Source organism: Roseateles noduli, assembly GCF_050626985.1.
GTDB lineage: Bacteria > Pseudomonadota > Gammaproteobacteria > Burkholderiales > Burkholderiaceae_C > Roseateles > Roseateles noduli_A.
The window spans coordinates 2,458,741-2,482,901 of the sequence record NZ_CP192463.1 but is presented as its reverse complement, the minus strand read 5'-3'; the positions used below and the strand labels follow the sequence as shown (position 1 = coordinate 2,482,901).

22 protein-coding genes are annotated in these 24,161 nt (G+C 69.4%); 4 read left to right on the top strand and 18 right to left on the bottom strand.

The features are described from left to right. The first annotated feature begins 104 nt into the window (after positions 1–104). Complete coding sequence (locus tag ACQ4L4_RS10855; protein ID WP_431104239.1) at positions 105–1,226, top strand: beta-ketoacyl-ACP synthase III; 1,122 nt, start codon at positions 105–107, stop codon at positions 1,224–1,226. Between the two features lie 12 nt (positions 1,227–1,238). Here ACQ4L4_RS10855 and ACQ4L4_RS10850 read toward each other — a convergent pair whose 3' ends face one another. From ACQ4L4_RS10850 to ACQ4L4_RS10805, 10 genes are all read right to left on the bottom strand, one after another. Next, positions 1,239–1,685, bottom strand: a complete 447-nt coding sequence (locus tag ACQ4L4_RS10850; protein ID WP_431104238.1) for a hypothetical protein — start codon at positions 1,683–1,685, stop codon at positions 1,239–1,241. A 118-nt stretch (positions 1,686–1,803) separates the two neighbouring features. Further along, entirely contained in the window at positions 1,804–3,432 is a 1,629-nt protein-coding gene (locus tag ACQ4L4_RS10845; protein ID WP_431104237.1) for a hypothetical protein, read from the bottom strand. Between the two features lie 243 nt (positions 3,433–3,675). Beyond that, positions 3,676–4,176, bottom strand: a complete 501-nt coding sequence (locus tag ACQ4L4_RS10840; RefSeq protein WP_431104236.1) for a hypothetical protein — start codon at positions 4,174–4,176, stop codon at positions 3,676–3,678. Between the two features lie 108 nt (positions 4,177–4,284). Then, positions 4,285–4,824, bottom strand: coding sequence for a metal-dependent hydrolase (locus tag ACQ4L4_RS10835; protein ID WP_431104235.1), 540 nt, complete (start codon positions 4,822–4,824; stop codon positions 4,285–4,287). Positions 4,825–4,844: 20 nt separating this feature from the next. Continuing rightward, on the bottom strand, positions 4,845–5,582 hold the full coding sequence (locus tag ACQ4L4_RS10830) for a hypothetical protein (protein WP_431104234.1): 738 nt from the start codon (positions 5,580–5,582) through the stop codon (positions 4,845–4,847). After that, positions 5,579–6,787, bottom strand: a complete 1,209-nt coding sequence (locus ACQ4L4_RS10825; protein ID WP_431104233.1) for a M48 family metalloprotease — start codon at positions 6,785–6,787, stop codon at positions 5,579–5,581. Before ACQ4L4_RS10825 ends, ACQ4L4_RS10830 begins: the two co-directional genes overlap by 4 nt. A gap of 79 nt (positions 6,788–6,866) precedes the next feature. Continuing rightward, positions 6,867–7,889, bottom strand: coding sequence for a ribonuclease T2 family protein (locus ACQ4L4_RS10820; RefSeq protein ID WP_431104231.1), 1,023 nt, complete (start codon positions 7,887–7,889; stop codon positions 6,867–6,869). A 104-nt stretch (positions 7,890–7,993) separates the two neighbouring features. After that, a complete protein-coding gene (locus tag ACQ4L4_RS10815) occupies positions 7,994–8,821 on the bottom strand; it encodes a transporter (protein WP_431104230.1) in 828 nt (275 codons plus the stop codon). 120 nt (positions 8,822–8,941) lie between these two features. Then, positions 8,942–11,398 carry a penicillin-binding protein 1A gene (locus ACQ4L4_RS10810; protein WP_431104228.1) on the bottom strand — a complete coding sequence of 819 codons (2,457 nt, stop codon included), beginning with the start codon at positions 11,396–11,398 and terminating at the stop codon, positions 8,942–8,944. A 135-nt stretch (positions 11,399–11,533) separates the two neighbouring features. Then, entirely contained in the window at positions 11,534–12,418 is an 885-nt protein-coding gene (locus tag ACQ4L4_RS10805; RefSeq protein WP_431104227.1) for a lysostaphin resistance A-like protein, read from the bottom strand. Positions 12,419–12,585: 167 nt separating this feature from the next. On the opposite strand from ACQ4L4_RS10805, the gene sbcB reads away from it, so the two are divergent. Together sbcB and ACQ4L4_RS10795 are read left to right on the top strand one after the other, a co-directional pair. Continuing rightward, on the top strand, positions 12,586–14,043 hold the full coding sequence (sbcB, locus tag ACQ4L4_RS10800; RefSeq protein ID WP_431104225.1) for an exodeoxyribonuclease I: 1,458 nt from the start codon (positions 12,586–12,588) through the stop codon (positions 14,041–14,043). Between the two features lie 257 nt (positions 14,044–14,300). Further along, a complete protein-coding gene (locus ACQ4L4_RS10795; protein ID WP_431104224.1) occupies positions 14,301–15,230 on the top strand; it encodes a GGDEF domain-containing protein in 930 nt (309 codons plus the stop codon). A 158-nt stretch (positions 15,231–15,388) separates the two neighbouring features. Here the strand turns inward: ACQ4L4_RS10795 and ACQ4L4_RS10790 are convergent, their stop codons facing one another. After that, a complete protein-coding gene (locus tag ACQ4L4_RS10790; RefSeq protein ID WP_431104223.1) occupies positions 15,389–17,644 on the bottom strand; it encodes a TonB-dependent receptor in 2,256 nt (751 codons plus the stop codon). Between the two features lie 297 nt (positions 17,645–17,941). On the opposite strand from ACQ4L4_RS10790, the gene ACQ4L4_RS10785 reads away from it, so the two are divergent. Continuing rightward, the gene (locus ACQ4L4_RS10785; RefSeq protein WP_331614553.1) at positions 17,942–18,247 is read left to right on the top strand and encodes a flagellar basal body protein; all 306 of its coding nucleotides are present in this window, start codon (positions 17,942–17,944) and stop codon (positions 18,245–18,247) included. 136 nt (positions 18,248–18,383) lie between these two features. Here ACQ4L4_RS10785 and ACQ4L4_RS10780 read toward each other — a convergent pair whose 3' ends face one another. From ACQ4L4_RS10780 to ACQ4L4_RS10750, 7 genes are all read right to left on the bottom strand, one after another. Then, positions 18,384–20,351 carry a bifunctional 2',3'-cyclic-nucleotide 2'-phosphodiesterase/3'-nucleotidase gene (locus tag ACQ4L4_RS10780; protein WP_431104222.1) on the bottom strand — a complete coding sequence of 656 codons (1,968 nt, stop codon included), beginning with the start codon at positions 20,349–20,351 and terminating at the stop codon, positions 18,384–18,386. A 5-nt stretch (positions 20,352–20,356) separates the two neighbouring features. Beyond that, positions 20,357–20,872, bottom strand: a complete 516-nt coding sequence (locus ACQ4L4_RS10775) for a GAF domain-containing protein (RefSeq protein WP_377153995.1) — start codon at positions 20,870–20,872, stop codon at positions 20,357–20,359. A gap of 140 nt (positions 20,873–21,012) precedes the next feature. Beyond that, complete coding sequence (locus tag ACQ4L4_RS10770; protein WP_431104221.1) at positions 21,013–21,489, bottom strand: DUF2269 family protein; 477 nt, start codon at positions 21,487–21,489, stop codon at positions 21,013–21,015. A gap of 122 nt (positions 21,490–21,611) precedes the next feature. After that, positions 21,612–22,001, bottom strand: a complete 390-nt coding sequence (locus ACQ4L4_RS10765; RefSeq protein ID WP_431104220.1) for a DoxX-like family protein — start codon at positions 21,999–22,001, stop codon at positions 21,612–21,614. Further along, positions 21,983–22,864 carry an NAD-dependent epimerase/dehydratase family protein gene (locus ACQ4L4_RS10760; RefSeq protein WP_431104219.1) on the bottom strand — a complete coding sequence of 294 codons (882 nt, stop codon included), beginning with the start codon at positions 22,862–22,864 and terminating at the stop codon, positions 21,983–21,985. The genes ACQ4L4_RS10765 and ACQ4L4_RS10760 overlap by 19 nt, the downstream gene beginning before the upstream one ends. Further along, positions 22,861–23,397 (bottom strand): thiol-disulfide oxidoreductase DCC family protein, encoded by a 537-nt coding sequence (locus ACQ4L4_RS10755; protein WP_431104218.1) that lies wholly within the window; start codon positions 23,395–23,397, stop codon positions 22,861–22,863. The genes ACQ4L4_RS10760 and ACQ4L4_RS10755 overlap by 4 nt, the downstream gene beginning before the upstream one ends. Positions 23,398–23,471: 74 nt before the next feature. Then, positions 23,472–24,002, bottom strand: coding sequence for a GbsR/MarR family transcriptional regulator (locus tag ACQ4L4_RS10750; protein WP_431104217.1), 531 nt, complete (start codon positions 24,000–24,002; stop codon positions 23,472–23,474). Positions 24,003–24,161 lie beyond the last annotated feature (159 nt).

Here is a 24,161-nt window from a genome sequence, read left to right as displayed (position 1 = left end):
TGCCGCGCTGCGGTGCAGCATGCATCGATCGGGGGCTTTTGGGCGCAGTTCGCTAAACTTCGCCCCCTTGGCCCTGCAACGGGCGACATCAGAAGACAAGCCACATGCATTCCGTCGTCATCAGCGGCACCGGTCTCTACCAGCCCCCGCACGTCATCACCAACGCCGAGCTGGTGGACTCGTTCAACCGCTACGTGGACCTGCAGAACGCCGAGCACGCCGAGGCCATCGCCGCCGGCACGCGCGAGGCGCTGGTGCACTCGAACGTGGAGTTCATCGAGAAGGCCTCGGGCATCAAGCAGCGCTACGTGATCGAGAAGGAAGGCGTGCTGGACCCGACGCGCATGTACCCGCGCTTCGAGGAACGGGCGGACGACCAGCTGTCGCTGATGGCGGAGATCGCGGTGGACGCGTCGCGCAAGGCGCTGGCGGCGGCGGGCAAGAAGCCCGAGGACGTGGACGCGGTGTTCTGCTCGGCGGCGAACATGCAGCGCGCCTATCCGGCGATGGCGGTGGAGATCCAGCAGGCGCTGGGCGCGGGCGGCTACGGCTTCGACATGAATGTGGCGTGCTCGTCGGCGACCTTCGCGCTGGAGCAGGCGTACAACGCGGTGCGCTCGGGCGCGTCGAAGTGCGTGCTGATCGTGAATCCGGAGATCACGTCGGCGCATCTGGAATGGAAGGACCGCGACTGCCACTTCATCTTCGGCGACGTGTGCACGGCGATCGTGGTCGAGCGCGCCGATCTGGCGACGGCGCCGGAGCAGTGGGAGATCCTGGGCACGAAGCTGGCGACGCAGTTCTCCAACAACATCCGCAACAACTTCGGCTTCATGAACAAGGCCGAGGACAGCGATCCCGACGGTCGGGACAAGACCTTCCGCCAGGAGGGCCGCAAGGTCTTCAAGGAAGTGGTGCCGATCGCCGCGGCGCACATTGAGAACCACCTTGCGTCGCTGCACATCCAGCCGACGGACGTCAGCCGCTATTGGCTGCACCAGGCCAATCTGGGCATGAACCAGCTGGTGATCAAGAAGCTGGTCGGCGGCGAAGCCGGCGCGGAGATCGCGCCGCTGATCCTGGACACGTATGCGAACACGGCGTCGGCCGGCTCGGTGATCGCGTTCCACGAGCATCGCGCCAACCTCAAGCAGGGCGACCTGGGGGTGATCTGCTCGTTCGGGGCGGGGTACTCGGTGGGGAGCGTGATCGTCAAGAAGCGCTGAGCTTCCGAGGGGTCAGGCCTGAACGTCCACCAGGACGCCCTTGGCCTGGTCCGGCGCCTCTTGCGGTGCCTTGCCGACCGCGCCGTCGTAGGTGACGGGCGCAGCGGTGCCATCGGACGTGGCGTCGTCCGCGGATCCCTCCGCTGAGGGCCCGTCGACTTCGGACCCCGTCGCCGGGTCCGCCGCACCTTCCGTCGAATCGACCAGGTCGCTCTTGCTGGCCGCCTCCGTTTCGGCCTGTGCCATTGCGAGCGCCTGCTGCGCCCTGGGCGACAGCGCCTTCAGCTTCTCATCCTTGACCGCCTGAGGGATCGTCGTGTCCTTGTTGATCAGCTGCGCCTGCAGGCCGGTTTCGAGCAACGCGGCGGCGGGGCCCTTGGGCGCGGTGCCAGGCCTTGCCGGCCCGGTGTCGGCGGGTGGCTTGAAGGCGCTGAGGGTCGAGGTTGGGGAGATGTTCATGGTCGGGGTTGAGGAGGCGAAAGCCTCGCCGCAAAGGCGGAGGTCCTGTCATGGCATCGGCAGGAACCCGCCTGGGCTGAAGGTCTCATCCGAGGTAGACCAACGCTGGAACCCGTGATCAGACCAGCAGCGCGCCCATGCGTTCGCGGAGGTCCGCGGCGGGCTCGTCGCGATGGGCTTGCGTCAACTGCGCGAGCGCCTCCGGGGGCCACGCCGACCGTTCCCAGGCCTGGAGTGCGCGCACGGCCATGCTGCGGTTGCGGATGACCGGGCTGCGCAGTCCGGCGGCGATGAAGGTCTCGCCGTTGCCGGGGAAGCGGCCCAGCTCCTGAAGGATCCAATCGAGCGCCGAGTGCTGCGCGAACGCCGGGCCCAGGCCCGTCTCGTTGCCGGGTCCCGTCGCGATCGACGCCAGGTCGATCTGGATGAGCGCCAGTGCCAGCGCGCGGTCGATGCGGGTCGGGTCGGTGCTGCGCATCAGCCAGAACCATTGCGGACCCTTGCCGAGGCGCTGCCGTTCCAGGCGCGTGTCCCAGATGTCCAGGCCCAGGTGTTCCGCCACCGTGGCCGCGGTCCAGAAGGTCTCGCCGTCCTCGGCGTCGAGCGACGTCATCGTCAAGGCCTGCCACCGCGGCGCGGCCAGGATTTCGGCGGCCTTCGCGCCGATCGCGGCGCGGCGCTCCGGGAGCCACCCTTGAGCCGCCAGGTCCTCGCGCGCCGGATCCGCGTCAACGACAAAGTCGGCGATGGCGGAGACCGCGAGGTAGATCGTCAGCGGGGGTGACGTGCGGCCGGCAACGTGGGTGAGGAAACGCTGGACGGCCTCGACGCCGTCGTCGTAGGCGCCAATGTCTGCCACGGGGCCGCCGGCGATCAACGCCTGGAGGATCTCGCCCGCGCCGTGGAGCAAGGCGTCGTCGACCGTGTCGGCCTGCAACGCCGCCAGCAGGTTCCCGCCGTTGGCGCAGGGATGGGCGAGGTACTCGACCATGATCGAGTTCTTGTAGCCGTCTCGCAGCAGCCAGGCCTTGAGGTCCGCGCGTCCGGTCCTGGACAGCCGCTCGACGAGATGGATGCGTCCCCAGCCGTCCACGCTGCGCGCGAGCGTCCAGAGGGCCTTTTCCGCCTCGTCCGTCGGCAGGGAGTTGCTCAGCGCGACGGCGACGTACAGGGTGAATTCATCATGCAGGCCCAACCGCATCAGCGGGGCGGTGTCCTGCTGAGGCTGTATCAGCCCGAGCAGGGCGATGCCGACCTTCACCGGCGACCTGTCCGGCGCTTCGCACATCAGCCATCGCGCGAACAGACGGACCGCGTCGGCATCGAGGCTGTCGGACTGTTGCACCGCCTCCAGCAACGGGTCGACGAGGCTCAACACGCGGTCGTCGTTGACGAGGTCGTAGAAGTCCTTGACGTGCTCGGGCGAGCGGGTCGTCGAGGCCGACGCCAAGGCGCGAAGCGCCTGGTCGGCGGAGAGGCCGTCGGACGGGCTGGCGTGATGACCGAACGCGCCGTCGAACGCGCCCGGCGCCCAGCGCAGCGTCGAGCCGCTGCGGCTGGCGATCAGCGCTTCATCGGGGAGCGGGAGGGCTGCGTCTGGCAGCCGGCCTCCAGCCTCCAGGGCGAAATCGGCCAGGTGACCGTGAATGCTGGGACGGTCCAGGTTCCATGGCGCCGGAAAGCCGTTCACCAGCGCAGGGGCCGGCAGGGAAGGCCGGCGTGCCAGCAATTGCTTCAACCATTGCATCGCGAGTGCTTCCTCCGGTCCAGTCGCCGTGTTGTCCTGGGCGCGCAGCATACCGGGGGAGAGTGGCAGATTCGGTGGGAACGTCGGCACGGCGCCACCGATGCCGGACCAGCGCGTCGGCGACGCGAGAGGCTGTCCAGCCGTGATCCAACCGGCCGGCGATCAACGCGCGCACGCTGATGGAGACACTGGCATCGACGGGCGCGGATCGCAGCACGGCTCCGTCCTCCAACAACCAATGCATCACCTCCAGCACGCGCTGACGTGCGATGGCATCGGGCATGCAGGGTCAGGTGCCAGTGCTTGCCGGGCGCGTTCGAAGGCGTCGGACAGGCCGGACCGGACCTTCGACAGCAAGCGTACCGGGGAAGGCGGTGTGCCCCTTCGCTCGTGCTGAGCGACGCGAGCCGCGTAGTACGCGTCGTCAAGCAACTCGGCATCGAAGAGCAGCCAACGCGCTTCGTACTGCGTTCCCTCGGCGACGAGGTTGGTGAAGTCGACGGTCTGGTTGCCGCTCAGCAGGATGGCCTGCCGGGGCTGCGCACGCACGCTGGCCCCGCGTGCCGGCTTGACGGTCTTGATGCCGCGATCGACAAGGATCAGTGCGGGCAGATCGACGCGCATCCGCAGGATCTGCAGGCCGCGCCCTTGCAGCACGTGAGCCGCGACACCGACGCCGGGGCGGATGTGAAGCTCGCGGGCCAGCGCGGACCCGTCGGGGGCGTGGATCGTGCTCGGCTTCAAATCGATTCCTCGTGAAGGGATGAATCGATCCTAGCGGGAGAGCCTCACGCCGCCGGTGCGGCGGCGATCAGGTTTGGTGCCGATCCGATCAGACCCGATCAAGCCGGGTCAAACGCGCCGACGGCGCCATGCGGCCACTCCGACCGCGATCGCGATGGCCGCAGCCAACGCTGGCAACCACACCCACACCAGCTCCGACTGCAGCACCTCCCAGCCCCGCCCGCTGAGCACGCGCTTCAAGCTCAGCGGCGACACCTCGATGACCTGCGCGGAGAAGAAGACGCGTTCCTCTGAGAACGGCCACCACAGCGCGACGCCTTGGCCGCCGTCGGTGAGCATGTCCAGCAGGCCGTGGGACAGGCCGGACAGGGCGACGAAGACGAAAGCCCACCAGCGCGGCGCCCGCAGTGCCCGCGCCGACAGGAACGCGATCAGCCCCATCAGCAGCGCAAAGACCAGAGAGTGCGAAGCCCCTCGATGTCCGAACGCATCCGCGTACGGGATGCCGATGCGGAAGGCGATGACGTCAAGGTCCGGGATCACCGAGGCGGCGATGCCGGCCGCCAGCAACCGGTTGGAGACGAGCGGCTTGCCGAGCCCGAGTCGCGCGGCGACGGGGATGACGGCGTGGGTGAGGATGGTGGGCATGTTGGGGGGGGGGCTGGATCTCAGATGTCCAGGTCATCCACCATGTTGAAGACGAACTCCCGCTCCACGATCGCGGGGATCGGCAGTCCGGCGTAGGTGGCCGGCACGAACCTGGATCGCTTCATGGCCGCGATGCACAGCTTGTGGAACGCGCTCGGCGCGTCCGAGATGACCAGGAAGTCGGAGGCCGTGCCGTCAGTGTTGAGCAGGAACATCAGCTTGACCTTGAACGTGCCGGCGTAGAGCGCTGCTTCCGAGTCCAGTTCGACCGGCGCGTCGTCGAGGATGCCGATGTCCCCGTAGGCCTGGAAATCCATCGCCGGCAGGGTGAACAGCGCATCCACCCGCGTGGGGAAATGCTCGCGGATGAAGGTGTTGTGGGACTGCACGGCGTTGCGACCGACCTTGAGAGGCGGGGACAGGTCTTGCTCGCCTCCCGAGAAGGCGAGCGTCATCCGCAGCGTGCGCGGCTCCGCGAGCTTCTCGCAGCGCATCTCCCTAAGCTTGGTCTGCGCGGCCAGCAGCAGATCGGCCCGGCCGTCACGGAAGTCGACGGTGTCCACGCGGCCGCGGACGAAGCGCGCATCGACCGTGATCTCGCCGGACACGCGCTGGCCGCTGGCGTCGATCGGCGCATGCGGTCGCAGGACCCGGTCGCAGTGGAGGGGCTTCTGAACGTCCGGTCCGCCCGCGTGCGCCGAGGTCATCGCGATGGTCGTCGCCCAGGCCGCCAGCCAGAATGGGAAAGATCTGCTCATCCGTAGATCGCTTCGAGCTTGCGCCCGACGAGCGTGGTTTGCGACATCTGCAGGAGGCGACTGACTTCTTCAGCCAGCGCCTGCTCGTCGGCGGGAAGCAATGCCACCGTGGGCGGCCGATCCTCCCGCCGGAGCAGCTGATCGACCCGCATCGCGGTCGGTGGATGACTCGCGTCCGTCCGCCAGGACTCAGACCGGGACGTCGCGCGATGCGCATCGAGTTCGGCGGCGCTGACCGCCGCGGCGGCGCCTCGCACTGCCGGTTCGATCGCGTCGTGCGGCGTGGTCAGCGCATGCACGCGGACAGCAGCATCGACGACCTCGTCCAGATAGGTCTTCTCCAGGACGCCGCGCATCGCCGCCGAGCCGGCCACCGTTGCCGCCAGCAGGTCGGCCAGGTACTCGGCGCGCTGCGATTCACGCATCACCAGCCAGAGCATGGCGCGGGCCGCCGCAAACAGAAGCTCGGAGACGGCGAGCATCATCAGTTCGAACGGCAGCCCGACCAGCGACACGATCGGCCCGGCCGCCATGCCCTGTCCGAGCTGACCGATGGCGAGCGGTCTTGCTGCCGTCCCCCAGGCCGTCAGCGTGGCGACCGCATGGCCGAGGAACTGGCCGCGCAGCGGATCGCCGTTCACGCCGTGCGACAGCTCATGGGCGAGGAGGGCCACCTGCTCGGCCGGCGTCAGGATCGCCATCAGCGGGCTGCCGATCTCGACGTAGCGCTCCCGCCGCCAGCCGGCGACGCGGTAGTTGGCGTTGAAGTCCGCGCAGACGCCGATGCCGTCGACCGGTCGCGCGCCCAGCGCAGCCGCGATCCGGTCGCTCAACGCATGGAGCGCGGGAAAGCGCTCGCGCGAAAGAAGGTGGTCGGGGGCCTGCGGGAGGCGGGGACGGGCGGCGATGCACAACAGCATGAGCGCCACACCGCCGAGGGGGATGAAGAGGTTGCTCCAGGGACCCGCCAGCAGCATCACGCCCGCCACGCCTGCGCCGAGTCCGGCGCCGTGCACCAGCAAGGCCAGCAGATAGGCCAGGGCGAGGCGACCGGACACCCGCACGCGAAGGCGCCGGGTCGCGATCAGGTCTTCGCGGGAGACTTCTTCCAGCAGATTCCTGGACAGGCGCTCGCCCAACTGTCGACGGACGTTTTCCCAACGCCCGATGGCCGTCGCGGACGACGGTTCGATGGCCGCGGCCATGCCTCACTCCCTGGATCGTTTTATTGGACGTGGAGCATACAAGCAGCGTTCATCGCGTTGCAGTAGGGCTTCGCCGCGTTCAGCGCCCGCTCGCCTCGATCCGGATCTCATCCCGGCGGCAGGTCCCGCCGCCGCTGCCGCTGGGCTGATCGCCCAGCAGCTCCTTCAGTGTTCCGCCGGCCTTGTAGTCCCTCGGCAGCTTCACCTGGATCTCGGTGAGGTACTGCCCCGAGCACATCAGCTTCACGCTGTCGCGGTACGCATCGCTGCCGGTCTCCGCCTTCAGCTTCTCGTAGAAGGTGTTGCGCGAGATCGCTCCGCCGATGTTCTGACGGATGTACTTGCCAACGCCCGAATCGTTGAACTGCTTCACCAGGTCCACCGCGCGGCGGAAGTAGGCGTCGGGATTCAGCGTCGTCTGGCAGGTGCCGTGCTTGCGCCACTCGTGCTCGCCGAAACCCTTCTCGTAGAGGAAGTTCGGCATCCACGGTCCGATGTACGACACCGTCTCCTTCGAGAGGTTCATCGGCGCATTGCTGCAGTCGCCGTAGCTGATCCCGCATTGCTGCCGGTTGGGCCACAGGCCGTGCAGCGTCAGGTTGGTGACCTTGAGCTTGCCGTCTTCCATCGCCTCGCATTCAGGCTTGCCGCGCCGGCCGCCCGCCGTCCATTCGCAGAAGCCGGGCTGCCACGACATCGCCAGCACGAAGCTGTCGTATTGATCCGGCGTCTTGCACATGCCCTGACCGGAGTTCGCCGCGGCGGTGTCGCCCGACGGCGCGCGGGCACCGGGAGATGTCGCGGTCGATGTCGACGGGGCGCCTCCGCCCGCGGCCGCGCCGCAGTCGTTCTGCACCCAGCGCTCCGGCGGTCGCGCGCCGGGCACCTGCACCCGCGTCCAGCCCGCGTTGTGCGACTCCAGGATCGTGTAGCCCGTGCCCGGCGACAACTTCGCGCCGTCGGGGTTGGTGCTCTTTCTGAAGGACTGGAAGGCGTCGCAGGCGCGCGAGGCGGTGAAGGTGCCGCTCGCGGGATCAGCCCAGGCCGAGGGCAGGGCGCTGATCACCAGCGACAGGGCGGCGATTCGGAGAGCGAGGCGCATGGGGTTCAGGCGATGCTGTCAGGACAGCCGGCTTTGTACGTCATCTCGGCGTCGACGGGAATGAGCCCGTGGCTCACATGAAATGGCCCGTGGCTAACGGACGATCAGAACCCGATCGACACACCGACGCCCAGCACCCAATCCGCCGTCTGCTTCGTCAGACCGCGGTTGATCGATGCGTCGAGCTGCAGGCGGCGGTCGACCAGCCAGGTCACGCCGGTGCCCGCCGAGATGCTCCGCCCGCCATTGCGGTTGGACGCGAGCTGGTCGCCCGCGACTTCGACGTAGCCCTTCCAGGCCTCCGCGATGGGCCACCCCAGCGACGCGCCGAGGATGCCGCCGACGAAGTGCTTGCCGTCGTCGCGGCTGTCGCGGTACAGCCCGCCGATGAGGCCGGCCGACCAGTCATGCGGCAGGTCCCATTCCGACGTCAGCCGCAGCGACGGGCGCAAGCCCTGACCCCGGAACGCGGACGAGCCGCTGTCCATGTCCACGTTGAACAGCCACGCGAGCCCCGGCTTGCTGCGCTCGGCGTCGCCGTCCTGCACGTGCCACTTCACGCCGAGCGCCGTGTCGGCCCAGCCGCTCACCTTGGCGGTGCCGCTGCCGTCGGACGCGCGCAGGCGCTGGTAGCCGTCGGTCTCGATGCGGAACTCCCAGTCCTCGGCAAAACCGAAACGCAGCAGCGTCGGCGTCGACCACAGCCGGCTGCGCACGCCGTCGCTCTTGTCGCGCTGGTATCCGAGGCCCGTCTCCAGCAGCGCGCGGCCCTTGCCGACGGTGCTGCTCGACTCGACGATGCCCGGCTGGTCCGGTTCGATGGCGTCGTCGGCATCCGCCGCGCGGGCAGGTCCCGCGAACGCGGCAAGCGCGGCGAGCGTGGTGAAGAGGAGACCCGCCAGCGCGCCTCCGGAAAACGTCCCGTTCTTCATCGCTAACTCCCTCCGCGTCAGTTCGCGGTGCTTGGCGTCATGACCGTCACGGGGCCGTCACGGCCGTCGTGGTGACCTGAGTGGTCCCGACGGCCTCAGTGGCCGCAGCGATCGATCCGGTCACTGTCCGCCGCTGCGATCGCCGCCCATCCACCAGGACGGCGGCACGCCCGAGGCGCCCGTCGCAGGCCCCGAGGCCGCGTCCGATGCCGGCAGCGGCGGCGGCATCGGCCCGATCGTCTTCAGGCCCGCGTCGCCCGCATACTCGCTGAAGACCCAGTCGGGACCGAACGGACCTTCCTCCTGCACCAGACCGCCGTCCTTCGGCGGCTCGATCTCGGAGGGCTTGATGTCCTTCAGCGCGACCTGCATGTAGTCGATCCACGCCGGCAGCGCGATGCCGCCGCCGGATTCGCCCGCGCCCAGGCTGCGCGGCTGGTCGTAGCCGATCCAGACCACCGTCGCCACGCGGCGCTGGAAGCCCGCGAACCAGGCGTCGACCGCGTCGTTCGTCGTGCCGGTCTTGCCGTAGAGGTCGTAGCGCTTGAGCGAGGCGCTCGCCTTGTAGGCCGTGCCGCGGATCGCCACCTCGCGCAGCAGCGAGCCGGTGATGAACGCGTTGCGCTCGCTGATGGCGCGGCGGTCGTCGGTGAGCTTCTCCGGCTCCGCCTGGAACAGCACCTGGTTCTGCGCATCCACGATCTTCGTCACCAGCAGCGGCTTGAGCAGGTAGCCGCCGTTGGCGAAGACCGAATAGGCGCTCGCCATCTGCAGCGGCGTCACCGAGCCCGAACCCAGCGCCAGCGTCAGGTTCTCCGGCTGCTTCTCGAGGTCGACGCCGAACTTGGCGGCCCAGGCGCGCCCGCGCGCCGGCGTGAGCTGCTCCAGCACCCGGATCGTGACCATGTTCTTGGACTTGGCCAGTGCCTGGCGCAGCGTCATCGGGCCGTCGAAGTTGCCGTCGGAGTTGCGCGGATTCCAGTCGCCGACCGAGATCGGCGCGTCGTCCACCAGCGTCGCGGGGCTCGCGCCGACTTCCATCGCGCCGGAGTAGATGAAGGGCTTGAAGCTCGAGCCCGGCTGCCGCCACGCCTGCGTCGCGTGGTTGAACTGGTTGCGGTTGAAGTCGAAACCGCCCACCAGCGCCAGGATCTTGCCGCTGTCGGGCTCGACCGACACCAGCGCGCCCTCGGCCTCCGGCGACTGCGTCACCGCCCACGCGCCCTTGGGGAACTCCTTGGTCGGCGCGCCGCGCAGCACGCGGATGATGGAGCCGCGCTGGATGCGCAGGTCGGGCTTGGCCTTGGCCGACAGGGCCGACTGCACCGAGCGCAGGCCTTCGCCCTTGATCTCGATGTCGTCGCCGTCGGAGAGGCTTGCCTGGAGCTTGTTGTTCGCGACCTGCGTGACGACCGCGGCGCGCAGGTCGTCGTTGTCCTGGTGCTCGTTGAGCGCCTGCGCGATCGCCGCGTCCTGGTCCTGCGCGTCCATGCCGTCGGGCAGGTCGACGTCGCCCTCCGGACCGCGCCAGGCCTTGCGGCGCTCGTAGTCCATCAGCGTGCGGCGCAGCGCCTTGTACGCGGCGACCTGGTCGTCCATGCGCAGCGTCGTCGTCACGCGCAGGCCGCGGCTGTAGGCCTCGTCGCCGTATTGCGCGTGCACCACCTGGCGGACCATCTCCGCCGCGTACTGGCCGTAGGGCAGGCGCTGGTCCTGCGCGGTGCGCAGCTTGATCGGCTCGTCGCGCGCGTGCTGGGCCTGCTCCGGCGTGATCATCCCGACGTCCACCATCCGCTGCAGCACCACCGCCTGGCGGCGCTGCGCGCGGGGCAGGTTCATGATCGGGTTAGCGTAGTACGGGTTCTGCGGCAGGCCCGCCAGCATCGCCGTCTCCGCCGTCGACAGGTCCTTGAGCGACTTGCCGAAGTAGGCCTGCGCCGCCGCCTCGAAGCCGTAGGCCCGCTGACCCAGATAGATCTGGTTCATGTAGACCTCGAGGATCTTGTCCTTGGACAACTGGCTCTCGATCTTGAAGGCCAGCAGGATCTCGACGAACTTGCGGGTGTAGAGCTTCTTCTTCGTCAGGTACAGGTCACGCGCGAGCTGCTGCGTGATCGTCGACGCGCCCTGGCTGCGCGACGAGAACAGGTTGGCGATCGCCGCGCGGAAGATGCCGGTGAAGGACACGCCCTGGTGGTCGTAGAAGTTGGCGTCCTCCACCGCGAGCAGCGCCTGCTGCATCTGCTTGGGGATCTTGTCCAGCGGCAGGTAGCTGCGCCGTTCCGCGCCGAACTCGGCCAGCAGCTGGCCGTCCTCGGTGTAGACGCGCAAGGGCTGCTTGGGGTTGTAGTCGGTCAGGCGGTCCAGGTCGGGCAGGCCCGGCCAGACCACCGCGGCCGCGCCGGCGACCAGCAGCGCCAGGGCCAGCACGCCGGCGCCGGACCAGACGGCGATGCGCTTCCACGTGGGCAGTTCACGCAGCGAGTCCCGGATCGGCGCGGTACGGCGCCAGAGCGCCAGGAAGAAACCGGTCAGGGAGCGGACGACGGTGCGGGCGAATTGAGCGATCTGCTGCATGCGGGGCGCACGAGTTCAGGTCGGCGGATTATCGTCAGACATCCGGGGCTGTCCCGGCTTCGCTGCGCACGGCAACAATCCGTACACAGAAGACACACGGCCGACGCACAGTGATGGGAATCGGCGGGCAGGGCATCAACCGTGCCCGAGGTTCAAGGTCAGGAAGACCAGCGCGTTGAGCGCGAAGTGCAGAAGGATGGCGAGTTCGATGCGGCCGCTCAGCGCGTAGGCCAGGCCGTAGCCCAGTCCGGCCAGCATCGCCAGCGCCACGTAGGCGGTGCCGCCCGCCGCATGGGCCAGGCCGAACAGCAGGGCGGCCAGCAGCACCGGCAGCCAGCCGTTCATCGTGCGCAGGTCGGTGCCCAGCCTGCGCGCCAGCAGGCCCTGGATGACGCCGCGGAACGCCGCTTCCTCGGCGACGCAGGTCAGGAACAGGTTGGCGGCCAGGTACAGGCCGGCGTTGTCCGGCCAGCGCAGCGTCGGCTGGCCGAGGCCGCCGACCACCGCCAGCAGCCAGGGCAGCGCGAGCGTCGCGGCGAGGACCGCCCCCAGCGCCCAGCGCGGCAGGCCCGGCGAGGGCGCCAGCGCGACGCCTTCCGACCGCTTGCGCTGCTGCGAGGCCAGCACCGCCAGGATCAGCATGCCGGCGACGCCCTTGTCGAAGTTCAGGTACTTGAGCGACGGCGGCCGGGCGTCGGAGGTCGTCGCCAGGTAGGTCGGATTCAGGAACCCCGGCAGCAGGTGCAGCGCCAGCGCGAGGCCAATCACCAGCATCAGCAGCATCAGCGTCGCCTCGCGGCGCGGGCGGTGGCGGGCCTCGATCGCCATCCAGGCGAGCGACGCCAGAGCGGCCACCGGCACCATCGCGGCGACCGTGAGCTGCCCGTTCACCAGCCCGGCGGTGACCGCCATGATCAGCAGGGACAGCCAGGGCCAGGGCGCGCGCACCGGCAGCAGCGTGGCGGCAATCGACAGGCACAGGAGCAGGTGGCTGAGCGGCATCGGGGTCCGGGTTGTCATGGGGCAATGGCGCCGCAGTATCCGCGAAGCGGAGCGGCGTCCTCTCCAGGCGCGTCGCACACGCCCGTTGCGCGCCCTGTCGCCGCTCCCGTCGCCCTCCGGTCGCCCGCCCTGGTGACCGCCCCGGTGCCCGGCATCGCCGCCCCGCTGAGGTATCGTCCCGCCCCATGCATGAGATGACTTTCTACTGGCACGACTACGAGACCTTCGGACGCGTGCCGCGCCGCGACCGGCCGGCGCAGTTCGCCGGCATCCGCACCGATGCGGACCTGAACGAGATCGGCGATCCGCTGATGGTCTATTGCCAGCCGCCGACGGACTCGCTGCCCGATCCGGAGTCCTGCCTGCTGACCGGCATCCTTCCGCAGACCTGCGCCGAGCAGGGCCTGGCCGAACACCGCTTCGCCGCCGACATCCATGCCGAGCTGTCGCGCCCGGGGACCGTCGGGCTGGGCTACAACACGATCCGCTTCGACGACGAGGTCACGCGCTTCCTGTTCTGGCGCAACCTGATCGATCCCTATGGTCGTGAATGGCAGAACGACTGCGGCCGCTGGGACCTGCTGGACGTCGTGCGCTGCGCCTACGCGCTGCGGCCGGAAGGCATCGAGTGGCCGAAGCACGAGGACGGCCGCCCGTCCTTCAAGCTGGAGCACCTGACCGCCGCCAACGGCCTGGCCCACGAGGCGGCGCACGATGCGCTGTCCGACGTGCGCGCCACGATCGCGCTGGCCCGCCTGATCAAGCAGAAGCAGCCCCGGCTGTGGGACTTCTGCCTGAAGCTGCGCCGCAAGGACGCCGTCTGGGCCGAGATCGGCACGAACCGGCCCTTCCTCCACGTGTCGGGCATGTACGGCACGGAGCGCGGCTGCATCGCGCTGGTCTGGCCGCTGGCGCCGCATCCGACCAACAAGAACGAGCTGATCGTCTGGGACCTGGGCAGCGATCCGGCCGAATTGCTGGCGCTGGACGCCGAGGCGATCCGGTTGCGGATGTACACGAAGCAGGAACTGCTGCCCGAGGGCGTGATGCGGCTGCCGATCAAGACGATCCACGTCAACAAGTCGCCGATCGTGATCTCGTCGATGAAGATCCTGTCGCCGGAGATGGCCGCGCGCTGGGGTTTGGACCTCGCGCAGGGGCAGACGCACGCGCAGACGCTGGCGACGCGTGGCGGGGAGCTCTCGCGGCTGTGGCCGCAGGTGTTCCAGCGCCCGGCGGGCGAGGGGGCTGTCGATGTCGACGAGGATTTGTATGGTGGTTTCGTCTCGAACGACGACCGCCGCTCGCTGGAGCGCCTGCGCGGGCTGTCGCCCGAGGCGCTGGCCGACCGCGTCGCGCAGGGCAAGGTCGCCTTCGAGGACGCCCGGCTGGAAGAGATCCTGTTCCGCTACCGCGCGCGCAACTTCCCGGACAGCCTGACCGCGGACGAACAGGCCCGCTGGGAGCACCACCGGGCCACCCGGCTGCACCTGGGCGAGGGCGGGGCACAGACGCTGGAAGCCTTCTTCGAACGCATCGACACACTGGCCCAGACGGCCGAAGAGTCGGAGGACGAGCGCGCCGGGGAAATCCTTTCAGCGTTGTACGACTGGGCCGAGCACATCGCCCCGCCGCCACCCTGAGGCAACCCCGCTTTGGGCGCCCCGTGTCGTTGCAAATCCTCGCCATAGCTGGGCTATGGCTGTGGTTTGCGCCTAACGGTGCATCCCAAACCGGGGTCGCCTCAGGGCGGCGGCTCCGCGGCGGCACACCGTGGCGGCACCGCGGAGTCACTGCGGCGGCACTGCGGCGGCACCACGGCGGCATTGGAACGGGGGCCTTCCGGGGTTTCCAGGACCGGGTAAAACGGGTACACCTTCGGCATACGCCAGGAGACGACATGCAATCCCAACACGACGCCGCCGACCCGACCGCCGCCCGCATGCGGGCGATGATGGTGCGGGCGCCGCTGGCCGTGGCCTTCGTGGCCGCCGGCCGCTTCGAGGTGGTCAGCGAGCACTTCAACCACCTGTTCGGCCACGGCGACGAGACCGACCTGACAGGCACCGACCAGCGCGCGTCAGTGGTGTCGGACTCGGCGCACCAGGCGCTGCAGGCCCGCATGGGCTCCGCCTTCGGCGCGGGACGGCCGCTGGACGAGGAAGTGGAATTCGTCCGCCGCGACGGCTCTCGCTTCTGGGGCCGGCTGCAGGCAACGCCCGTGCACTGGGAACAGCCGGCGGGCGAGGCGATGTGGATCCTCGACGACGTCACCGCCGCCCGCCAGCAGCGGCTGCAGCCAACCTGGTCCGCCAAGCACGACGAGGTCACCGAACTCTCCAACCGCCGCGAGATGGAACGCCGTCTGGCCGAACACGTCGGCAGCCGCCGGCATGAGCCGGTGTCGGTGCTGTTCGTCGACATCGACAAGTTCAGCGAGATCCTGCAAGGCATGGGGGCGGAAGTCGCCGACCATTTCCTGTACGGGCTCGGGCAGATGCTGATCACCAAGGTGCGGGCCTCCGACACCGTCGCGCGGCTGGAGAACGACCACTTCGTCGTGCTGCTGCCGGACTGCGACCAGCATTACGCCCAGATCGTCGCGGAGAAGATCCGCTCGTCCATCGCCGGCTATCGCCTGCGCTGGGGCCTGCACCGGGCGCGCGTGAAGGCCAGCCTGGGCGTGGTGCAGCTGCAGCCGTCGCTCGATACCGTGGATGCGGTGCTCGGCGCCGGGCAGTTGGCCTGCGCCGAAGCCAAGGCGGCCGGCGGGGATTCGGTCCGCGTTTTCATCTCGAGCGGGAGCTACGAGGAGCTGGCGGGGGCTTGAGGCTCGCTCGTCGCTGGAGGCCCCCGGACTTCGCAACGCCAGGCGCGGCCCATCACAGGGCATGAGGGCTCCCTCCAGGACCCTCACGCCCTGTTCCGGGCCCAGCGGCGTCGCTGCCCTCGTGAGAGGGCTCGTGGCCTGCGTGGGGGCGTCCTGGCTCAGTACTCGAACGAGGCGTTCACGCTGACCGTGCGCGGCGTGCCCAGTACCAGGTAGCCGCTGCCCGGGAAGCCGCCCGAGGACGCCCAGTAGTTGCGGTCCGCCACGTTGTCGACGCGGGCCCGCAGCGTGACCAGGTGGCCGCGGACGTCCATCGCATACCGCGCGCCGAGGTCCACGCGACCCCAGCCCGGCACGCTCAAGGTGTTGGTCGCATTGGCGTACATGCTGCTGGTGGCGATCACCCGCGCATCCAGCGACAAGCCCTGCACGCCGGGCACGTTCCACTCGGTGCCCAGGTTCAGCATCGCGCGCGGCACGCCGATCACGCGCTTGCCGTCGGTCGTCGCGGCGCCGGTGCGCTTCTGCTCGGCATCCAGCCAGGTCAACCCACCCAGCAGTTTCAGGCCGGGCATCGGTTCGCCGAAGGCGGTCAACTCGATGCCCTGGTGACGGTCTTCACCTTCGGCGGTGAAGCTCACGTTCGTGACCACCACGGACCGCGGCTTGGCCGTCGAGAAGAACGCGACACCGCCGCCGATGCGGCCGGCATCGAACTTCAGGCCGACTTCCTTCTGCTTCGATTGATAGGGCGGCAGCATCGTGCCCTGCAGCGATGGGCCGGCCGACACGCCGGCCGTGTCGCCCTGCGTCAGCCCCTCGATGTAGTTGGCGTAGGCCGACAGCGACTTGCCGAGCTTGAACACGACGCCCGCCATCGGGCTGGTGCGGCTGAGGTCATACGGCGCCGCCGGCGCGCCGGTGTTGTACGCATAGCTGCGGATGTCCATGGACTGGTAGCGCAGGCCGAGCGTCAGGCGCAGGGTGTCGTCGAGCATCACCAGCGTGTCCGCGAGCGCCGCGCTGCGCAGACGCGTCATGCCGGTCGTCGCCGGATCGTCCAGCTGGTTGCTGACGGAGAGCAGCGTCGGCAGCGGCGCCGCGCCGCCGTCGTACAGATTCGTCGGGATCAGCCGCACTTGCGTGCTCGTCGTGGACACGCCGAAGGCGGCGCGCTTGTCCAGCCGGAAGGCATTCACCGAGGCCACCAGCTCGTGCCTCACCGGCCCCGTGGTCAGCAAGCCCCGCACGCCGACCTCGCCGGTGCGGACGCGATCCTCGCGCGTGTTGTCGAAGCGGGAGGTCGTGCCCGCGCCGGTGGCGCTGTTGGTCAGGGTCAGGTTGGCGAGCGAATTGGCTTCGTCGCTGCTGCGCGCGCCGGCGGCGAACCACGCGGTCCATCCCTCGCCGAGCCATCGGTCCAGATCGACCTCGCCGCGCAGCGTGCCGAAGAGGTCGCGCTCGTTGGAGTAGGTCCACGGCTGCGCCCAGTTGGAATCGCTGTCGGGCGCCTTGGGCACCGCGGTGGCGGTCGCGCCCAGCGTGACGTTGGTGCGGGTGCGCTTGAGCTTGTGGTCCTGGTAGCCGACGTCGGCGGACAGGCGCACGTCGCGGGCGCGCCAGTCCAGGCCGATCGAGGCCATGCCCAGGTTGACGCTTTCCTTGTCCACGCTGGTGTCGCCGGCGCGCGAGGCCAGGTTGACGCGCACGCCCGTCGCGTTGTCCGGACCGAAGCGACGCGCCACGTCCACCGCCAGGATGGTCTGCCCGCCGCTGGCCGTGCCGACCGTCATCTGCGTCAGCGGCAGGCTGGGCGCGCGCTTGGGCAGCAGGTTGATCGAGCCGCCGATGGCGTCGCTGTTGGGCGTCGCGCCGTTGAGGAAGGCCGAGGCGCCGCGCAGCACCTCGACGCGCTCGAAGAGCTCGGCCGAGATGTACTGGCGCGGCAGCAGGCCGTACAGCCCGTTGTAGGCGACGCTGTCGGAGTTCAGGATGAAGCCGCGGATGAAGTAGCTCTCCTGGAAGTTGCCGAAGCCCCGCGCGACCCGCACGCCCGGGTCGTTGAGCAGCACGTCGCCGACGCTGTGCGCCTGCGTGTTCTGGATCAGCTCGTTGGTGTAGGCCGTCGTGCTGAACGGCGTGTTCATGAGGTCCTGGTTGCCGAGCAGGCCGACCCGGCCGCCGCGCGCCACCTGGCCGCCGGCATAGGACTTGATCAGGCCGCCGCGCGAGGCGTCCGCGCTCGCCTCGACGACCACCTTCTGCAACTGCGTCGTGGCAGCCGTTGCAGCTGCGGAAGACGCCGCGGTTTCAGGGGCTTGCGGCGTCGACTGGGCGAACGCGCCACCCTGCAACGCGGCGGTCAGGGCGAGCGCCAGCGGCGCGAGGGCGGGTCGGAAAGCGGCAGACGGCATGGCGATGAGAAGAATTCGCAGATAAGAATGTTTCGCATTATCTGGAGTCACTGAGCCAGTCCGACGTAGCCAGCCCGTGCGGCGCTGCAAACACCCCATCCGGGGTAGGTCGGACGTGCGTTTGGCGATCGAATTGCCCTTCGATGGCGCATTGGGCGTCGTTTTCAGGGGAAACCCGGGCGTATCCGATCCAGAAAAATGAGCCGGAAACCCATTTCTTTTCTAAAGATCGGCTGGAAAGTGCCGATGACGGCGGGATGCCTGGTCGCTTGAGACCGGGATCCTGGGAAAAACGCCATGTCCAACGTCAGCCTGTCGACCGCCTTGTCCGGCATGTCCGCCGCCAACGAGCGCCTGCGCGCGTCCGCGAACAACGTCGCCAATGCCGCCACGCCGGGCTACCGCCGCGAGCGGATCGAGGCCCAGACGGCCGAGGACGGCAACGGCGTCACGACCAAGGTCGAAAAGCTGCCGGAACCCGGCGCCGACCTCGCGGCCGACATCGTCGAGCAGAAGTCGGCGACCTACGCCTTCGTCGGCAACCTGCGGGTGCTGCAGACGCAGATCCGGGCCGAGGGCGCGCTGCTCGACATCCACGTCTGAACGTCCCGGCAGGGAGGTCCCCGCCTCAATGACAAACGGCCGCTTCGAGCGGCCGTTGTCGTTTCCGGAACGCGGCGGAGGCGGCTGCCTTCGCCCGGTCAGGGCTTCAGCGCATGGCCTCAGCGCATGCCTCAGCTCATGGCTTCAGTTCGAACAGCGACGAACCGTCGCCGTTGTCCTTGACCCGGGTCACCTGGGGCGTGTCCTTCAGGTGCGCCGCGGCCCCGTTGCCGGACACGAACTGCATCGCCACGCCCGGGACCGGCCGGATGCGCCAGGACGACGACGCGACCGCCGCGCTCAGCGACGGCTGCGCCGCGAGGAAGTGGGCCAGGGCCTCGCGCGTCTCGTCCGGCGCGTCGACGACGACCTTGTCCGCCGCCAGCGCAGGGAAGTGGCCGCCGCCATAGGCGCGGTAGTTGTTCGTGACGACGAGGAAGTCCGCGCGCTCATCCAGCGGCTGGCCGCGCCAGGTCAGGTTCACGACGCGCTGTCCGTCGCCGAGCCGCTTGCCGTCCTTGTCGAAACGCGCCGGCTGCGTCAGGTCGAGCTCGTAGCGCAGGGCGCCGTCCTGGCCCAGCATCATGTCGAAGTTGAAGCTCGGGTAGCTCGTGTCCACGAGGTCCTGCCGCGCCGGCCCTTGCGGATCGATGCGGCGGAACTGGCCGGCGGACATCTCCAGCCAGTCGCGCACCTGGGCGCCGCTGAGCTTCACGACCTTGATCGTGTTCGGGTAGACGTAGAGGTCGGCCACATGCTTGATGGCGACCGGCCCGGCGGGGATGTCGGTGTACTGCGTCCAGCCCTGGCGGCCACCGGACTTGAAGGGCGCGGCGGCGCTCAGCATCGGCAGCTTTTCCAGCGCCGTGCCCTGGACCGCCTTCAGCGCGTAAGCCAGCTGCGCCTGCGCGACCAGCCGCACCGCCGTGCCGTCGAGCACCTGCGAGAAGTAGCTCTGGATCGGCTGGTCCGCCACCGCGACCTGGCTGCGGACGTAGTCGAGCGTCGCCTGATGCTCGCCGGCGATCACGACCGCGGGCATCGGGTCGGCGTCGACGAGCGGCTTGCGCGTGGCGCGGTCGAAGATCGGGCGCAGGCTGGACTGGCTGTCCACGACCTGCCACCGCTTGCCGCTCTTGCCGCCCTTGGCGTCCTTGCTGTCCGTCTGCTTCAACGTCAGGTCGACGATGCCGAGGTGATCGCCCCAGCGGCCCGGCATCACGGCGGGCGTGCCGTAGAGCTGGCCCTTCGCGAGGTCCACGCCCGGGTAGCCGGCGAAGCCGGGGCCGGGGAACTCGGTATGCGCATGGCCCAGCAAGAGCGCGTCCACGCCCTTCACGCGGGCGAGCTGGGCGGCCATGTTCTCGGACAGCTTGGGCAGCTCGGTCTTGTCGATGCCGGTGTGGGCGATGACGACGATCAGGTCCGCGCCACGTCGGCGCAGGTCCGTCACCTGCTCGGCGGCGGCGTCGACCATGTCGCGCACCCGCACCTTGCCGGCGAGGTTCTGGCGGTCCCACTCCAGGATCTGCGGCGGCGTGACGCCGACGACGCCGATCTTCAGCGCGTGGTCCTGGCCGGCCTCGTCGCGCATCGTGCGCTCGAGCATCACGCTGGGCGTGAACGCATGACGACGTCCGTCGGCCTCCATCACGTTGGCGTTCAGGTAGGGGAAGCTGGCGCCGGCGATGGCCTGGCGCAGGAACGGCAGGCCGTAGTTGAACTCGTGGTTGCCGAGGTTGCCGGCGTCGACGCCCAGCAGGTTCAGGATCTTGTAGGCGGGATGGATGTCTCCGGCCTTCAGCGGCTTCACGCGCGCGACGACGTCGCCCAGCGGATTGCCCTGCAGCAGGTCGCCGTTGTCGAACAGCAGGCTGTTGGGCGCCTCGGCGCGGGCGCGGTGGATCAGCGTGATCGTCTTGGCCAGGCCGAACTCCTGGGCCGGGCGGTCCTGGTAGTAGTCGTAGTTCAGCAGGTTCATGTGGATGTCGCTGGTCTCCAGCACGCGGAGCTTGAGCTCCGCCGCGGACAGCGGCATCGACAGGACGGACAGGGCGGCCAGCCCCAGCGCCAGGACCAGGGGGCGCGTCGAGCGCGTGCGCATCGGGGTCAGGCCCAGTCGGTGCCGTCGACCAGAACGGCGATCGCGCGCTGGAAGCCGTCGGCGTCGATCGCGTCGAAGCGGGCGGGCTCGGGGCTGTCGAGGTCGAAGACCCCGCGCAGCTTCCCGCCGGCGACGATGGGCAGCACCAGTTCCGAACGCGAGGCCGCGTCGCAGGCGATGTGACCGGGGAAGGCGTGCACGTCCTCGACGAGCTGGACCTCGCGCGTCCGCGCGCAGGCGCCGCAGACGCCGCGGCTGAAGGCGATGCGCACGCAGGCGACCTTGCCCTGGAACGGGCCGAGCACGAGCTCCTGGTCGTTCGTCGCGTTGACGAGGTAGAAGCCGGCCCAGTTCAGCGTCGGGACGGCGTTGAAGACCAGCGCGGAGAACTGCGCCAGGTTGGCGAGCCAGTCGCGTTCGCCATGCAGCAGGGCCTGGGTCTGGGCGACCAGCGTGTCATACGAGGCGCGCTTGGCCTCGGGGCTGGACATGTCCAGCAGCGCGGTGGGTTCGAAGCTCATGGGGCGGGATTGTGACGGAGGTCGTACGCGCTGAACTTCGGCGGCGCGTTGCCGCGCCTGTCGCAGGCGGTCGGCGACACCTTGATCGTCGAGCAGGGCTCATCCCGCGCGCGACCGGCGGATCCGGTGCGCCGGGCCGTTCAGCCCCACAGCGCGGGCTTGTTCACCATCAGGTAGAAGACGACGAGCACCGCGATGAAGGCCGGGTAGCCCAGGCCTTCCCACCAGCGGGCATAGCGCCAGTAGAGGGCCGGCAGCGGCTGGCCGCTGGCGAGCGCCGCGTCGGCCATCCGCGACAGCCGGATCTGCAGCCACACCACCGGCAGCCAGCAGGCACCCGCGAGCAGGTACAGCGCGATCGACAGCGCCAGCCACGGCGTGTCGAGCGACCAGCCGGCGGTCATCGCCAGCCACACGCCGGTGAGCGGCTGCACGATCACCGCCGGTGTCGTGAACCAGAGGTCCGCGCGCTTGACCAGCCGCGCCACCACGGCCTGCGCCGGCAGCGAGCCGCTGCGGTTCGCGAAGAACAGATAGAAGGCCGAGCCGAAGCCGGTCCCCGCCAGCAGCACGCTCGACACGATGTGCAGCCACTTGATCACGAGGTAGGTGTTCATCTACTTTCCTCCGGGCGTCTTGTTGTTCGATGTTGTCTGTCGTGGCCGTGGCCGTGGCCGTGGTCGTGGTCGTGGTCGACGTGTCGCCGTCGACGGGGCGGCGGGTCGGCGGGTCGGCGGTCTCAGGCGGGCGCGTCCTCGTCGAGGATCAGCAGCAGGATGGCCACCGGCAGGTTCTTGGTCAGGCAGCCCAGCGGGTCGAGCCACAGCGAGGGCAGGATCACCGTGGCCACCGCCGTCATCAGCAGCATCATCCCGCCCGCCAGGCGGTACACCCAGCGGCGATGCCAGCGCCACATCGCCGCGCCGATCAGCAGGTCCACCAGCGCGCCCGCCACGATGACCGGCGCGATCCAGGCCTCGGGCGTCTGCGCGGCGACCATCAGGTCGCGGCTGCGGCCGTCGAGCTCGATCAGGCTGGCCGCGCCGGTGGCGAGCCACAGCGCGATCAGTCCCGCCCGCGCGACGACGCGCGTGCGGCGATGCCGGAAGTTCACAAGCCCGATGCCCATGCGGCCTCCATGAATCGTTCGACGGGGACCGCCGGCCGGCCGAGCACGCGCTCGAACGCGGCGGCGTCGCCGACGTTGTCCTGCTCCAGCAGGGCCAGGCTCTCGCTGCTCCACGGCTGGCTGGTGACGTGGTCGCCCAGGCGGGCGCTCCAGCGGCTGGGGGCGTCGGGCAGCGGGATCACGCGCGCCGGCTGCTGTCCGCGCTGGCGCCGGAGTTCGCCGATGAAGGCCGCCAGGCTCAGCGCCCGCGGGCCGACGGCGGTCACGATCTCCGGCCCGCCGTCCTGCAGCAGCCGCAGTACCGCCTGCGCGACGTCGGGCACGGCGACGGGTTGCACCTGGGCCTGGACCGCCGCGCGCGGCAGCACCAGCACCGGCAGTCGGGCCAGGTTCATGAACAGCGCGGCGCTCGCGCCGCCGCGGCCGTAGACGATGCTCGGGCGCAGCACGATGCCGTCGAGCCGGCCCTCGGCGCGCAGGCGCAGCAGCACCTCGTCCGCGGCGCGCTTGGTCGTCGCGTAACGCGTGGGGCTGTGCGCCACGCCGTTCGCGGAGATCTGGATCACGCGCGTCACGCCCGCGCGGGCACAAGCCTCGAACAGCGCGGCGGGGGCCCGGTGATGGACCGGTTCGAGCTGGCGGCGCGGCGTGTCGCGCAGCAGGCCGACCGCGTTGACGACGGCATCGAAGCCGGTGACGCGCGGCAGCCAGAGGTCGGGGGACAGGTCTTGCTGGAAGTCCTGCGTGCGGGAGTTCCCTTCGGTGACGGCCAGGCCCGCCTCGCGCAGCGCGCGCACGATGCGGCGGCCGACGAAGCCGCTCGCGCCGCAGACCAGGACCGATCGGATGGATGTCGGGTTCATGACGCGTCTCCGGTGTCGTCGCGCCGCACGTGATGCGGATGCGGGTGGGGGTGGTATTCGCAGGCGTCGTCGCGGCACGCGGCGCGTCCTGCGCGGCGTTCCGCCGCGCGGCGCAGGCCGGTCTCGAAGACCATGCGCACGATCGGCCGGGGAATCCGGTAGCGGTTGCGGGCGACGACCGGATAGGCGCGGTCGCACACGGTCCGCAGCACGGGCAGGTCCATGATCCGCGCGATCCATCCGAGCTGCGCGCCCCGGTAGGCGAGCCGGATCGCCTCGGCACCGATCGCGAGCCGGCCATCGGCGCGCAGACCGTGCATCAGGTCCATCAGCGCGGGCATGTCCGTGCCCGGCGGAAACGCCGAGAAGCCTGGCTCGGAGATGTCCACGAAGCGCAGCAGGCCGGCGGTGTTGCGCAGCATCAGGTTGTGCATCTCGCCGCTGCAGATCGGGCAGGCGCCGTCGAAGTAGAGCGTCAGCGGATAGATCGACGGATCGGGGCCGGTGGTGGGGGCCGTGGGGAAAACTCGCATGGTGTTCTCCGGTCTGTGGTCTTGTTTGATATTTCAGTAGAGACAGAAATTCATGTTCAAAAAAAAGGAGCGGGTCAGGACCCGTCCCCGCGCACGAAGCGCTGCACGCTCGCGCCGAGCTTGAGCACCTTCTCCAGCGTCGACGGCGAGAGCCGCATCATTTCCTCGGACCAGGCGCCCAGGGTCTGCATCAGGCGCAGGCACTCGCGCACGCGGTCCTGGGCGTCGGGGGATTCGTTCTGAAAACCTTCGTCGGCGACAAGTTCGGCCAGCATGCGCACGGTCGGATCGAACTCGCGGTGCTTGCGCTCGCGGACGATGGTGCGGAGCAGTTCCCAGACGTCCGCCGTCGTCTCGAAATAGTCCCGGCGGTCCCCGAGCACGTGGGTCACGCGGATCAGGTTCCAGCTCTGCAGTTCCTTGAGGCTGGTACTGACGTTGGAGCGGGCGACCGACAGCGTCTCGGCCAGTTCCTCCGCGTTGAGCGGCCGGCCGTGGAAGTAGAGCAGGGCGTGGATCTGCGCCACGGTACGGTTGACGCCCCAGGCGCTGCCCATCTCGCCCCAGTGCAGGACGAAGCGGCGGGCGGTGTCGGTGAGTTCCATGCGCTTGACTGTAGCTTGACAGAAATTTCTGTCAATACAGAAATTGTGCGTTCGAGAACTGCGATGACTGAAACCTGGCGCCGCGCGCCAAGGCGGAACCGGTCCGCGGCGGATTCAGGCAATCCTCGACGAGTGCCACCAGACGGCACCGTTTCGATA

What these genes read in the sequence shown, in the direction of transcription:
- ACQ4L4_RS10785 (WP_331614553.1), top strand. Translation starts at nt 17,942, where the DNA reads ATGTCCAACGTCAGCCTGTCGACCGCCTTGTCCGGCATGTCCGCCGCC.
- ACQ4L4_RS10750 (WP_431104217.1), bottom strand. Translation starts at nt 24,002, where the DNA reads ATGGAACTCACCGACACCGCCCGCCGCTTCGTCCTGCACTGGGGCGAG.
- ACQ4L4_RS10790 (WP_431104223.1), bottom strand. Translation starts at nt 17,644, where the DNA reads ATGCCGTCTGCCGCTTTCCGACCCGCCCTCGCGCCGCTGGCGCTCGCC.
- ACQ4L4_RS10850 (WP_431104238.1), bottom strand. Translation starts at nt 1,685, where the DNA reads ATGAACATCTCCCCAACCTCGACCCTCAGCGCCTTCAAGCCACCCGCC.
- ACQ4L4_RS10855 (WP_431104239.1), top strand. Translation starts at nt 105, where the DNA reads ATGCATTCCGTCGTCATCAGCGGCACCGGTCTCTACCAGCCCCCGCAC.
- ACQ4L4_RS10830 (WP_431104234.1), bottom strand. Translation starts at nt 5,582, where the DNA reads ATGAGCAGATCTTTCCCATTCTGGCTGGCGGCCTGGGCGACGACCATC.
- ACQ4L4_RS10820 (WP_431104231.1), bottom strand. Translation starts at nt 7,889, where the DNA reads ATGCGCCTCGCTCTCCGAATCGCCGCCCTGTCGCTGGTGATCAGCGCC.
- ACQ4L4_RS10770 (WP_431104221.1), bottom strand. Translation starts at nt 21,489, where the DNA reads ATGAACACCTACCTCGTGATCAAGTGGCTGCACATCGTGTCGAGCGTG.
- ACQ4L4_RS10810 (WP_431104228.1), bottom strand. Translation starts at nt 11,398, where the DNA reads ATGCAGCAGATCGCTCAATTCGCCCGCACCGTCGTCCGCTCCCTGACC.
- ACQ4L4_RS10795 (WP_431104224.1), top strand. Translation starts at nt 14,301, where the DNA reads ATGCAATCCCAACACGACGCCGCCGACCCGACCGCCGCCCGCATGCGG.
- ACQ4L4_RS10775 (WP_377153995.1), bottom strand. Translation starts at nt 20,872, where the DNA reads ATGAGCTTCGAACCCACCGCGCTGCTGGACATGTCCAGCCCCGAGGCC.
- ACQ4L4_RS10755 (WP_431104218.1), bottom strand. Translation starts at nt 23,397, where the DNA reads ATGCGAGTTTTCCCCACGGCCCCCACCACCGGCCCCGATCCGTCGATC.
- ACQ4L4_RS10845 (WP_431104237.1), bottom strand. Translation starts at nt 3,432, where the DNA reads ATGCAATGGTTGAAGCAATTGCTGGCACGCCGGCCTTCCCTGCCGGCC.
- ACQ4L4_RS10760 (WP_431104219.1), bottom strand. Translation starts at nt 22,864, where the DNA reads ATGAACCCGACATCCATCCGATCGGTCCTGGTCTGCGGCGCGAGCGGC.
- ACQ4L4_RS10825 (WP_431104233.1), bottom strand. Translation starts at nt 6,787, where the DNA reads ATGGCCGCGGCCATCGAACCGTCGTCCGCGACGGCCATCGGGCGTTGG.
- ACQ4L4_RS10780 (WP_431104222.1), bottom strand. Translation starts at nt 20,351, where the DNA reads ATGCGCACGCGCTCGACGCGCCCCCTGGTCCTGGCGCTGGGGCTGGCC.
- ACQ4L4_RS10765 (WP_431104220.1), bottom strand. Translation starts at nt 22,001, where the DNA reads ATGGGCATCGGGCTTGTGAACTTCCGGCATCGCCGCACGCGCGTCGTC.
- ACQ4L4_RS10815 (WP_431104230.1), bottom strand. Translation starts at nt 8,821, where the DNA reads ATGAAGAACGGGACGTTTTCCGGAGGCGCGCTGGCGGGTCTCCTCTTC.
- ACQ4L4_RS10835 (WP_431104235.1), bottom strand. Translation starts at nt 4,824, where the DNA reads ATGCCCACCATCCTCACCCACGCCGTCATCCCCGTCGCCGCGCGACTC.
- sbcB (WP_431104225.1), top strand. Translation starts at nt 12,586, where the DNA reads ATGCATGAGATGACTTTCTACTGGCACGACTACGAGACCTTCGGACGC.
- ACQ4L4_RS10805 (WP_431104227.1), bottom strand. Translation starts at nt 12,418, where the DNA reads ATGACAACCCGGACCCCGATGCCGCTCAGCCACCTGCTCCTGTGCCTG.